Below are 11,317 nucleotides of genomic sequence, written 5' to 3'. Positions count from 1 at the left end.
ACCCTAATTTCGGTCTTACTAACTATAAACTAACTTGAACGCTAGCAATTGTGATTCCTTAAGAGTGCTTTAACTTTGTTTTTAATAGCCCCGAAAATCTACATTGCTTTTGAGAAAGCACTGCTCTAGGGTGGAATAGTATTAGTGAACTTAGTTTTTCATTCAGTTAGCTAACTAACTTTTGTGTACAGCTTTAGGTTGGTTATGTAAATGTAGTCAAATGTCACACTGCGTAAAAGGGTGTGATCTTGCTTTACTTCGCACAATGAAGGAGTAAGGTGATGGTAGAGTTTGAAGGAGATCCAAAGATGAAAACACAAATTGCAATACTTGCTTTATTTATGACTCCCTTGTTTGTCAATGCAGGTGAGGTCGCTGTGACTTGGAAGGACTTTAAAGAGTATCGCGATGTTAAACCAGGTAATGAAACGCGAGGTTCATTTCATAAACGGGTTGAAAAGCAACTACAGAAGCACCTAGAAGAATTAGCGACTAAATTACCCGAGGGCTACAAGCTCGCAATTACCTTTGATGAGATAGACCTTGCTGGTGATGTTCATTACGGTACCACTGATATTCGGGTGATTAAACCAATCCATTTCCCCCGTTTTGAAATTAGCTACAAGTTAACAGATAAGTCTGGTAAAACCATCGCAGAGGAAAATAGCGTGACCTTAAAAGATATGTCGTTCATGGATAGAATAAAAAGAGGCATGGACGAATCTTTTTATTATGAAAAGCGTCTTTTAACTGACTGGTTTGAAGATGACTTAATGAAAAAAGTTAGTTAATTAACCGGCATTAGCCTTGAGATAGGCTTACACGCAGCGGCTAAGCTGCGTGTTTGGTTAACTAGTTGGCTATTTAAATGTAGCCAGTAGCTGTAGTAAGGATTGTAACTTTTTCACAACCAGTGCGAGTTTTTGCTCGTCAATTTCTTCAGTTGTCGATAGGCCTTCAACGTCGGCTGCAACATCTAAAACATAAGGTTTAAAGCGTTTTGCTTCAAACGTAAACCCCGCTTCTTCTGTAAATAGCGCTTTAAACTTACCATGACCTTGCTGCTGCAATTCATCGAGTTTTTTATCCGCATCTAGTGCTTGGCGGTATATGATCTTGAGATTTTCATTGAGTTTTTCGATAACGGCTTGCATGGTCAGTCCTAATCGCCCTACTAAAAGCGCTTATTTTAAGGGTTTCATTTACAAATGTCAGGTGTAAATCTACCCTTTTATAAGTAGTACAAAGGAATTGGAAATTTATCTCGTAATTTATCCTAAAGGTTTAAATTTATACGCCGATAACCAATTTGATCCATCAAAAAGTCAGGTAATCACTTATGAATATTTCCGGAAGTAACCTACCTGCTATGTCTGGAGCTGGTCAAAGCGGTGAAGTATACAGCGCCGTTTTGGCAAAAAAGCAACAGAAAGCAGATGGACAAGCCGCGCTTGCTTTAATTGAATCTGCGGGCAGCAGTGCAGCAGCACAAACGCCAGCTAAATCAGTGACAGCAACGCTAGGCAACAACATCAATACATACGCGTAAGCTTATGTCTGATGGCACGTTGTCTTCGGCATGTCCGATAGATATGTGCAAAGCAATCGGTGCTAGGGTCATTAGCACCGATTTTTTGCTTTTTTAGTCTAGTAAGTTTAAGTCAATCGGCGTTTTACTTGGCTGACCACCAATTTCTCTTACCAATTTAGGCACCAAGAATCCCGGCAGCACTTCCAAAAGCTCAGCCATTATCGCCTTGGCTTCACGCTCTTCTACATCAAAATGACTAGCGCCTTCTACCTTATCGAGTAAATGCAAATAATAAGGCAGTATATCTGCGTCGAATAAGGCTTCACTCAATTGGGCTTGGGCCGCAACATCGTTATTAATTCCTTTAAGTAGCACAGCTTGGTTTAGCAAGGTCACATTGGCTTGTTTAAGCTTTTGCATTGCCGCTTTAAAAGTATCATCGATTTCATTTGCATGATTAATGTGATTTACCAAAATCACCTTTAAATGACTCTTTGTTAAACGTAGGCACAATTCCTCGGTTATTCTCGCTGGGATCACTACCGGTAAGCGACTGTGAATACGCAAACGTTTGATTTGTGGTATAGCCTCTAATTGTTCTAGCACCCAAGCTATCATGTCATCTTTGGCCATCAGCGGATCACCGCCACTTAAGATCACCTCATTGATTTCAGGATGGGCGCGCAAATAATCAAATACAGGCTCTAAGGTGCGTTTGTTGACCTGATTATCCTGATAAGGGAAGTGGCGTCGAAAACAGTAGCGGCAGTTGACCGCACAACCAGTTTTGAGCATGAGTAATACCCTAGAGCGGTACTTATGTAACAAACCAGGTACAGGCGCGTCTTGTTCTTCGAGTGGATCTTTACTAAATCCCGCTTCAGTTAAATATTCCTGATGTACAGGTAACACTTGTAATAGCAAGGGATCATGACGATCTCCGTGGCGCATTTTAGCGATAAATGGGCGAGGTACTCGCATAGGAAACAAGCGCTTAGCTGCAAAGTCTCGTGCATCAAATTGGTCATGCAACCCCAAGATGTTGAGTAGCTCTTGTGGGTCAGTGACAACATTTGCTAATTCTTTTTGCCAGTTAGTCTGCAAATTTACTTCATTTATTTGTATCATTAGCAGGTTAATTACTCGAATATACGTAGATTAGAGGATACGATGGCGAATTATAGCACCAACGAGTTCAAGGGCGGCCTAAAAATTATGATGGACGGCGAGCCTTGTTCTATCTTAGAAAATGAAATGGTCAAGCCTGGTAAAGGACAAGCGTTTAACCGCGTTAAAATCCGTAAGCTTATCTCAGGTAAAGTACTAGAGAAAACATTTAAGTCTGGCGACTCAGTGGAAGGCGCAGACGTAATGGATACTGATCTAGCGTATTTATACACTGATGGTGAGTTCTGGCATTTCATGAACAACGAAACATTTGAGCAAATTGCAGCTGATGAAAAAGCACTTGGCGATAGCGTAAAATGGTTGGTTGAAAATGACGTATGTACTATCACACTTTGGAATGGTAACCCAATCGCAGTAACACCACCTAACTTTGTTGAGCTTGAGATCACAGAAACAGATCCAGGCCTGAAAGGCGACACTGCGGGTACTGGTGGTAAGCCTGCAACCCTAAGCACAGGTGCTGTTGTTCGTGTTCCTTTGTTCGTTCAAATTGGTGAAGTGATCAAAGTTGATACGCGTAGTGGCGAATACGTAAGCCGCGTAAAATAATAGCGTAAAGCAATTTACGATGTTTTATAAATCCCAGCATGTTGCTGGGATTTTTTTGGAGTAAACAATGACGGTGAACAATTGGCAGCCAAGTGCAACGATAGAGACGCTTAGGCAAAGAGCTGCAATTTTAGCGAAGATACGGCACTTTTTTGCTGCTCGTGATGTGATGGAAGTCGACACGCCGAGCCTTTCTCAAGCCTCAGTGACCGACCCTCACTTAGATACTTTCCATACTCGATTTGTTGGCCCAAATCACAGCCAAGGTTTGCCTTTATTTTTACAAACGTCACCCGAGTATGCGATGAAAAGACTACTTGCCGCCGGCAGTGGTGCGATTTTTCAATTATGTAAGGCTTTTCGTAACGAGGAGTCAGGGCGTCATCACAATCCAGAGTTTACGATGTTAGAGTGGTATCGTCCGGGCTTTGACGAATTTGACTTAATGGCGGAAATCGATGAGTTGATGCAGATGTTATTGGACTGTCCAGCTAGCGACTCAATGACCTACCAACAAGCCTTTGTGACCCATCTTGGATTTGACCCTTTAAGCGTGTCGCTGACGGAATTGAAAGCGCACGCCAATAAATACGGTTATGGTGATATTGCAGCTATCGAGAATAATCCAGATACTCTACTGCAATTGCTATTTTGCATGGAAATTGAGCCTAAAATCGGTCAGCAGCAACCTTGTTTTGTTTATCACTTTCCGGCATCGCAAGCGGCGCTGGCAAAACTTAACCCGAAAGACAATCGCGTTGCAGGGCGTTTTGAGCTCTATTATCGCAACATGGAACTGGCCAACGGATTTAACGAATTGACGGATGCGGTAGAGCAAAGAGCGCGTTTTGAGCAAGATAACCAGCTCAGAGCTGAGATGGGATTACATCCAGTGCCGGCCGATGAGCGGTTATTGGCTGCACTTGACGCAGGCGTCCCCGATTGTGCTGGTGTTGCACTGGGAATAGATAGGCTAGTCATGCTGGCGCTAAACAAAGCTAGCATCAGCGAAGTGCTCACATTTGATGTTTCGCGGGCTTAGCGCCGCGAAACAAAGCGAGTAAGTTCTTTTTGAGTGGTTTCTGTGAGCTTTTGGGCACTTTGGCATTCAGCTAATGCGCCATCAATTTGTGATTTAGACTGCTGACCTAGCTCAACAATTTGTTGCACTGCTTGATGGGTATGTTTTTGTGTTTCTTCAAGTTGGTGTACCGCACTAACGATTTCTTCTAATTGCGCTTGATTGCGTTCAAAGTCATCACTCATCGAAATAAAGCCTTGGGAGGTATCGCTGATGGCTTTCTCTGCTGAGCTTGAATGAGAAATCAATTGTTCTGATTCTTGATTGGTTTCACCGACAAGCACGTTCATTTGATTGATAAAATCGCTGATCTGGCGGGTGGCCGCATTGACCTTGACCGACAGCGCACGAACTTCATCGGCAACTACTGCAAAGCCACGCCCGGCTTCACCTGCTCGAGCTGCTTCAATTGCCGCATTGAGCGCAAGCAAGTTAGTTTGGTCGGAAAACTCTTCAACCATTTTTAGAATGTTGCGAATATTCTCACTGTTTTCTTTCAGGCCTGAAACCGTCGATGAAAAGTTACCTAGTAGCGTGGTGATTTGTTTTACTTCAGCGACAAGCTTAGTTAACGACTGTGATGAACCGCGAACAAAGTGCAAGCTTTCGGTATTGGCCTGATAAACCTGATCGGTATTGTGCACAATACTTTGTAAACTGTGGCTGACCTGATCGGAAGCGGCAATAATCGTGTCACCTTGGCTCAGCTGCTGCTGCCCATACTTTGCGGTACTTTGCATGGAGCTGGTGATATCGCGGTTGCTTTGTGTCGCCGCAGCGGCACTTTCGTATGTTTTTTCCAATAAGAGGCTAAGGTGGGTGGTAAAGGTGTTGTACTGCTCGCTTAAATCTCTAAATTCATCATAAGTGAATTGTGGCAGTTTCGCATCTAAGTTACCGTTTTGGCGATTAACACGCTCCAATGACTCTTTCATCGCTTGTACAGGTCGTACGATTAAAAAGCGCATATAGAAGACGGTAAACGCAAACGCGGCAAGGATCACAATAGTGATAAGCCAAAACAGTCCCATACTCGCACCGGAGTGAGCAAGTTCAGAATACAGCCAAACCAAGCTAATAACCTGAAATAGGAGTAAAAAGCCTAAATTGCCAACAATTTTACGAGAAAGGGTATAGAAAAACGTCTGTTCTACAAAATTATAAATGCGCATATATAAACTCATATTGGGCTCATCATTGTGCCACTTTATTTGTCTCAGTATAGATGAGCTAAATGGAATAACAATGCTAAAGCGATCAAGCAGTTACTCAATTGGGGTGGCGTAGGCGCCAATGCCCTGTAAATACATTTTGGTTTGGCATGGAAAGTTAGTGAAAATACCATCCACCCCGAAATCTAGCATCATATCTATGTCTTGTTGTTTATCGACCGTATAAGCAAATACCTTTAATCCGCGAGATTTTGCGTCCAACACATATTCATGATTAATAAAGTTTTTGTCCATATGAATGCTGTAGGCATGGAGCGATTCGGCAAATTGTGCATAATGAATTGGAATAGAAGCGGTTAACGCGCCAATTCTTACCCAAGGTAATTTCTGCTTTAGCCACAATAGTTGATGATGGTCAAAAGAGGAGATGAGTAGCTGCTCTCTGGTGATCACGCCTTGCTGGATATGTTCTTCAATATAGGTAACGAATTTATCTAGGCCAAAGGTATGCTTTAGTTCTAAATTGATATCTGTCTGTTTGCCTATCGTGGCGAACACTTGCTGCAACGTGGGAATTGATTGCCCTTTACCGGCATCAAGCGTGGCAAGGTAGGCTTGAGTTTGTTCATTGACTCTACCTACGCCGTTGGTGGTTCTGTCTAGCCAAGTGTCGTGGATAATGGCGTAATCATCCGCGCAACTTTGCACATCCAACTCAATACTATCAACGCCAATATGGAGAGCCGCTTCTATTGCAGCAAGTGTATTTTCTGGATAGCTGCCACTGGCTCCACGGTGCGCTAAGACTTGAATCATGCTTTTTTCCTTGTAATAGACCAAGTTTCAAAACAGGCTGCACTAACTACCAACAACCCGCCAAGTAATGTTGTAAGTGTCAACGTCTCGTGTAACAGAATATAAGCTAATAGCGTTCCATACAATGGTTGTAAACAAGAAATTAACCCTGCAGTGGTGGCAGATAAATAACGTAGGCTAGAGGCAAATAAGGCGTGTGGAATTGCCGTAAATATTGCTCCTGCCAGCAAGATTAACCAGAGATTTTCTGTGGATACTTGCTGAATTGACACTTCCACAAATGCTAACAGCATGAGACATGCAACAAGCGTTTGATAAAGCATTGTGTGTGGGCCGCTATAGTGAGAAAAGAAGCGCTTTTGGAGCAAGTTGCGGAGCGCAAAGAGTGCGCCTGAGAATACGCCCGTAATAATTCCCAAGGTAACTTGGTTGCCAAGGTTCGCTTCTGGTACTAACAGATAGATACCAAATAACACTGCGCTCGCACTGATAAAATCTTTTAGCTGTACACGGCTGCGAGTGAAAAGAGGCTCTAAAAAAACGGTGATTACGGGGTAGGTGAAAAAGGCAATGATCCCAACCGCAATTCCCGCCATTTGCATGCCTGCAAAGTAAGTCACCCAATGAAGCCCCACGATGACACCAAGAACTAAAGCCGTTAGATAATCTTTTTTGTGTATTAATTTTATCGGCTGCCGTTGTATTTTGAGTAACAGTAGTAGCACAACGAAAGCAACGGCGGTACGGTAAACGGTGATATCCAGTGCTGAGAGTGAAATTAATTTTGAAAATAATGCTGTTCCACCAAATAATAAAACGGCACTATGAAGCGAGAGCAAAGCAGATTGTTGTGGGCGCATATTGAATATTAGAACTGTTTTTTAGCAGTCTATCATTTAATCGCTTTGAGATGACAAGATTGTTGACACTTGTCACTCAACATTCTGCGCTTAAACGTAAATAATAATAAAAAGAGTGAATCAGAGAAGCTTGTGTCCATTACCACAGAATTTACCCTAGTTGAGAAACGGCGCTCATTTTGGAATGCCGGACCCCTTATATTTTCAACCTTTTATTTTTTCCCATTGATATTTAACTGGGCGCAATTGAGTGTAGTTAATATTGCGTTGCAAGTTGTTGTGTATCTTAGTTTTGTCGTGCTCTATTGGCAGAGTATTACAAAAACGGGCAATGCGTTGGTGATGAATTTAGTGCTGATGGCAGGGCTTTGTGTCGCAGGTAGTTGGGTGACGACCGGGACGAGTTCGTTATTTGGCTTTATTGCTTTTTTCTGCGGTTTTAATTTTTTGCCTCGCTATAAAATCATTGCGATGCTGGTCATCATAGCGTTGGTATTGCTAACGGCTAAATTTATCGCGACCCAGCAAACGGTTTATTTCTTGATGCCTGCACTGTGTGTGGCGTGTGGACTTTTTATTTTTGGTTGGATGTCACACCGAGAGCGAGTACACAAAGAGTTGCAGAGGCAAAGTGAAGAGGAGATTAAGCGATTAGGCGCCGTGGCTGAGCGAGAGCGTATTGCGCGCGACCTACATGATTTACTCGGTCATTCACTTAGCTCGATAGCATTAAAAGCGGAGTTGGCGAGTAAATTTGCTGCTGCAAATGCATTAGAGCAAGCGCAATCAGAAGCGCAGCAGGTTGCAGACTTAGCGAGAGAAGCACTAAGCGAAGTGCGCCAAGCCGTCACCGGCTATCATCAGCTAGCGCTTGATGCTCAGCTGCACATTTTGGCTTCAAGGCTAAAAGATAAGGGCATTGCCGTAACGCTAGAATTGCAGGCGGTCACTTTAGATAAAGTAAGCGAAGCCTGTTTGTGCTTTTTTGCTAAAGAAATATGCACCAACATTATTCGTCACAGCGATGCTGATAAGGTTTGCTTCACACTGCGGCAAACTGACAATAATGTCTTTGTAGAAATTAAAGATAATGGTTCTATAAAGTCCATAAAAGAAGGAAATGGTTTAATGGGGATCCGTACCAGATTGAAAGAATGTGGTGGCCAATTATTTTATCATACCGAACAGGGCGGATACTTTAAGGCGGTACTAGGGGAAGCAGGATGATCAAAGTTTTTATTGTTGAAGATCAAGCATTAGTAAGAGGGGCTATCGCGGCATTATTGAGCTTAGATAGAGAGATAGAAGTGGTTGGCGAAGCTGAAAATGGTCAAGTTGCAAAGGAAAAGTTAGCAAAGTTAACGCCTGATATCGTGCTAACGGATATTGAAATGCCACAAGTCACTGGACTTGAGCTTGCTCAGCACTTACAACAAAAAATGCCAGACACAAAAGTGGTTATCATGACGACCTTTTCTAAGGCGGGTTATATTCGTCGCGCGATCACTTTAGGGGTAAATGGTTTTGTATTAAAAGAAGCCCCAAGTGAGTACTTGCTATCAACGCTGAAAAAGGTCATGAATGGATATAAGGTTATTGACCCAGAGCTTGCTTTGTACGCTTTGGAAGATGCTGATCCACTTACCGATAAGGAGCGAAAAGCGTTACGTTTAGCGAGTGAAGGGTTAAAAACCGCTGAAATCGCAGGACAGCTATTTTTGAGTGAGGGAACTGTGAGGAATTATTTATCTGACGCTATCGCAAAATTACATGCGACAAACCGAGTAGATGCAGCAAGAATTGCTAAGCAAAAAGGGTGGCTGTAACTCGGTGTAATAGCATATATCCAGTTAATACTTCAAAATCATGCTGTGCGGTAATATACTGCACCATCCGCTAAGTAATAATAATGTATTGATTTTGAGTGCAATAATGGATCCTAAATTACTTATTCAAGTTACCGCAATAACGACTGTGGTCTGTACAGTTTTTATGGCCGTAAACTGGTTTATTAATAAAGGCCTACCAGGCACTCGAGATTGGCTTATTTTCATTGCGCTTACCGCAATTGGATGTGGCTTGTTGGCCGCCTATACGCTTCCCATTACGTTCTCAATTTTTATTCCCAATCTCACTATCGCATTTGGACTTTTTTATCTGGCTCGTGGTGTTGATGCGTTTTTTAGTGTGAAAAGCAATTACATGCCCTGGTATGTATTAGCCGCATTGGGCATTCCGAGTTTTACTTACTTTTTGTACGTGGATTTTAATTTTATAGCTCGCGTCGGGATCAACTACTTAGTCTGGGCAATGGCGATGATTTATTGTCTACGGGCTTTGAATAAAGGACAAAAGTTATTATCGAAGGAATTTAGTGCAGCACATTGGGCGTTTGGTCTATCGTGCTTGAGCTTACTGGCCGTGTTTACTTTTAGAGTAGTCATGCTTGGCGGCTATTCAGTGACAGACAGCCTTGTTTCGGCAAATTGGGTTAATCAGTTTTTTGCTGTCTCTGTGAGCACGATGCCGCTGCTGTTGTGTTTTTCTTTATGCCTGTTATGTAGCAGCCGTCGTGAAAAAGAACTCTGCCTGTTAAAAACTGCTGCTGAGCAGTCAGCGCAAGTAAAAGGACAGTTTTTAACGTTATTAAGTCATGAACTGAGAACACCACTAAACGCCATTGTGGGTCACGCAGAGTCACTTAAAAAAGTGCCACGTGAGCCCAATCGCCATGCTCAATTATGCGATGTTATCGTCCACGCCGCGATGTCGATGTCAGACTTAGCCAATCAAGTATTATTGCAAGCGAAAGGGGAATATGCGGCGCAAAATCGCGTGCCTGTCTCGCTTTATAGTCTTTCGCAAGAGTTAGTTCGCCTCTTACAGCCGCTGGCATTGGCTAAAGGGTTGAGTTTGAGGGTCGAGGTTAAAGGCCTGTATCCACAGGACGTTCATGTCGTCGAACAAGATACATTGTCTTTGGTACTCAGAAATCTGCTTTCGAACGCGATTAAGTACACAGATAAAGGCATTATTACGCTGATCCTTGAAGGCACAAGTCGCGCTGAGGATAAGCAAACTATCCGTTTTGCAATTAAAGATACGGGTAAAGGACTGACTGAAGTACAAATGGAAAAGATCTTCGAGCCCTTTGTCACATTAAACACCGAACAATCCATCTCGCAAAGTGCAGGATTTGGGTTGGCGTTATGCAAGCAACTGCTGCAAGGGCTAGACTCTGAGCTTAACGTCGACAGCAAGCTTGGCAATGGCACTGTGTTTAGCTTTGAGTTAGATTGCCAATGCAGTGATTCACCGTTACAGAGCGCAGAGTTTAATACAGAGAAGCTAGCACTCAATGTGCTTGTTGTTGAAGATAACGCCATGAATATTGATGTGATCAGCACCTATTTAAACGATATGGTGAGTGAGTTTTCTATTGCTAAGTGCCTTGCAGAAGCTGAGGTCGCGCTATTAGAACACAATTTCGATATTATTTTGTTGGACATGCGACTGCCAGATGGAAATGGTCTTGAGTGGTTTAAAGAGGGCTTCAATGAAATTGGCTTTACCTCCAGTGTTAAGGTTATAGCGTTAACGGGTGATGGCGATCCTGAGTTGAAAAGGCGATGCCTCCGAGCTGGCATGCAGGACTGTTTAACTAAGCCTATCATGCCAAGCCGTTTATATGCGGCACTGGAATGTGCGACCGTAAAAACAACTTCTCGCTTGGAATGTAAGACTCTGATTGATCAATCAAGATTTATGGATCTCGCAAACCGTGAAAGTTCAGGCGTGCTGGCGACGAAATTGATGTATTTAGCAGATCGATTTGAGTACGAAATTGCGCAAATTAAAGGACTCACAGAGTTGAATGTAACTGACTTAGCCGTTGATAAGCTTGCCTACATTGAAAATGAAGCACTGGAGCTTGGCATGGTGAATTTTGCCGAGCTTGTTCAAGCAGCAACTGCGCAGCTAAGTTACTCGGAAGAGCAAGTTGATTGGGACGCTCTCGCTATGGTTGCTAGACGCTCAGTTGAGCGTTTATTAGAACTTCATGCTCAAATTACAACACTGGAGTCGGTATCAAATTCAGTGGTTAATCTATCTGCATAAA

12 protein-coding genes are annotated in these 11,317 nt (G+C 42.9%); 7 read left to right on the top strand and 5 right to left on the bottom strand.

Going from position 1 to position 11,317, the window contains the following annotated elements; all coding sequences use genetic code 11:
• Nucleotides 1-281 precede the first annotated feature (281 nt).
• Nucleotides 282-791 carry a DUF3016 domain-containing protein gene (locus EXT47_RS14765; protein WP_045962878.1) on the top strand — a complete coding sequence of 170 codons (510 nt, stop codon included), beginning with the start codon at nucleotides 282-284 and terminating at the stop codon, nucleotides 789-791.
• Nucleotides 792-860: 69 nt separating this feature from the next.
• On the opposite strand, the gene EXT47_RS14760 is transcribed toward EXT47_RS14765, so the two are convergent.
• On the bottom strand, nucleotides 861-1,154 hold the full coding sequence (locus EXT47_RS14760; protein WP_010605837.1) for a hypothetical protein: 294 nt from the start codon (nucleotides 1,152-1,154) through the stop codon (nucleotides 861-863).
• Nucleotides 1,155-1,339: 185 nt separating this feature from the next.
• Here EXT47_RS14760 and EXT47_RS14755 point away from each other — a divergent pair, with 185 nt between their 5' ends.
• Nucleotides 1,340-1,549: a hypothetical protein gene (locus EXT47_RS14755; RefSeq protein WP_010368721.1), complete on the top strand. Its 210-nt coding sequence runs from the start codon at nucleotides 1,340-1,342 to the stop codon at nucleotides 1,547-1,549.
• A gap of 93 nt (nucleotides 1,550-1,642) precedes the next feature.
• On the opposite strand, the gene epmB is transcribed toward EXT47_RS14755, so the two are convergent.
• Nucleotides 1,643-2,659, bottom strand: a complete 1,017-nt coding sequence (epmB, locus tag EXT47_RS14750) for an EF-P beta-lysylation protein EpmB (protein ID WP_130126956.1) — start codon at nucleotides 2,657-2,659, stop codon at nucleotides 1,643-1,645.
• Nucleotides 2,660-2,701: 42 nt separating this feature from the next.
• Here epmB and efp point away from each other — a divergent pair, with 42 nt between their 5' ends.
• Entirely contained in the window at nucleotides 2,702-3,268 is a 567-nt protein-coding gene (gene efp / locus EXT47_RS14745; RefSeq protein ID WP_017217199.1) for an elongation factor P, read from the top strand.
• 67 nt (nucleotides 3,269-3,335) lie between these two features.
• Nucleotides 3,336-4,310: an elongation factor P--(R)-beta-lysine ligase gene (gene epmA / locus EXT47_RS14740; protein ID WP_069021416.1), complete on the top strand. Its 975-nt coding sequence runs from the start codon at nucleotides 3,336-3,338 to the stop codon at nucleotides 4,308-4,310.
• On the opposite strand, the gene EXT47_RS14735 is transcribed toward epmA, so the two are convergent.
• The 3 genes from EXT47_RS14735 to EXT47_RS14725 form a co-directional block, all read right to left on the bottom strand.
• Nucleotides 4,307-5,521: a methyl-accepting chemotaxis protein gene (locus tag EXT47_RS14735; RefSeq protein ID WP_045987953.1), complete on the bottom strand. Its 1,215-nt coding sequence runs from the start codon at nucleotides 5,519-5,521 to the stop codon at nucleotides 4,307-4,309. The two genes, epmA and EXT47_RS14735, sit on opposite strands and share 4 nt — an antisense overlap.
• Nucleotides 5,522-5,614: 93 nt before the next feature.
• Nucleotides 5,615-6,337, bottom strand: coding sequence for a glycerophosphodiester phosphodiesterase family protein (locus EXT47_RS14730; RefSeq protein WP_039494153.1), 723 nt, complete (start codon nucleotides 6,335-6,337; stop codon nucleotides 5,615-5,617).
• Entirely contained in the window at nucleotides 6,334-7,197 is an 864-nt protein-coding gene (locus tag EXT47_RS14725) for a DMT family transporter (RefSeq protein WP_039494155.1), read from the bottom strand. Before EXT47_RS14725 ends, EXT47_RS14730 begins: the two co-directional genes overlap by 4 nt.
• A 132-nt stretch (nucleotides 7,198-7,329) precedes the next feature.
• On the opposite strand from EXT47_RS14725, the gene EXT47_RS14720 reads away from it, so the two are divergent.
• The 3 genes from EXT47_RS14720 to EXT47_RS14710 all read left to right on the top strand — a co-directional run bounded on the left by EXT47_RS14720 (nucleotide 7,330) and on the right by EXT47_RS14710 (nucleotide 11,316).
• Nucleotides 7,330-8,424, top strand: a complete 1,095-nt coding sequence (locus EXT47_RS14720; RefSeq protein ID WP_240701622.1) for a sensor histidine kinase — start codon at nucleotides 7,330-7,332, stop codon at nucleotides 8,422-8,424.
• Nucleotides 8,421-9,023 (top strand): DNA-binding response regulator, encoded by a 603-nt coding sequence (locus EXT47_RS14715; protein ID WP_010605828.1) that lies wholly within the window; start codon nucleotides 8,421-8,423, stop codon nucleotides 9,021-9,023. The genes EXT47_RS14720 and EXT47_RS14715 overlap by 4 nt, the downstream gene beginning before the upstream one ends.
• 106 nt (nucleotides 9,024-9,129) lie before the next feature.
• Nucleotides 9,130-11,316, top strand: coding sequence for an ATP-binding protein (locus EXT47_RS14710; protein WP_130126955.1), 2,187 nt, complete (start codon nucleotides 9,130-9,132; stop codon nucleotides 11,314-11,316).
• Nucleotide 11,317 lies beyond the last annotated feature (1 nt).

Source organism: Pseudoalteromonas sp. CO342X (genome assembly GCF_004208915.1).
GTDB lineage: Bacteria > Pseudomonadota > Gammaproteobacteria > Enterobacterales > Alteromonadaceae > Pseudoalteromonas > Pseudoalteromonas maricaloris.
The sequence above is the reverse complement of the archived record's forward strand: the minus strand, read 5'-3'. Positions and strand labels throughout refer to the sequence as shown.